The following is a 231-nucleotide window of genomic DNA, read 5'->3' as shown; positions in this document are numbered from 1 at the left end:
AGGCAAGGGACTGTCCGGGCGGCGCAAGGGAGCTTTTCTCATGGATAAGCACCCTCGTTGTGGGGCTGTCCTTCAGCTTGCCGATAAAAAGCAGACTGCGGACTGCCGCCGTAATGTCGATAGACCCTAATCCCCGATAGGTGCTTTGCGTTCCTGCGGCTTTGTTCAGGTGTCCAATCAGCACGATAGCGCACCCGGTAGCCTGTGCAATGTCTCCCAGACTGCGGAATA

The 231-nt window shown here is 56.7% G+C and carries 1 pseudogene; it reads right to left on the bottom strand.

The features are described from left to right. A pseudogene (locus NE609_RS17435) lies at nt 1-231 on the bottom strand (helicase RepA family protein); the annotation flags it as partial.

Source organism: Anaerotruncus sp. DFI.9.16 (assembly GCF_024461615.1).
GTDB classification, from domain to species: Bacteria; Bacillota; Clostridia; order Oscillospirales; family Ruminococcaceae; genus Anaerotruncus; species Anaerotruncus massiliensis.
This window is presented reverse-complemented; position numbering and strand designations above follow the sequence as displayed.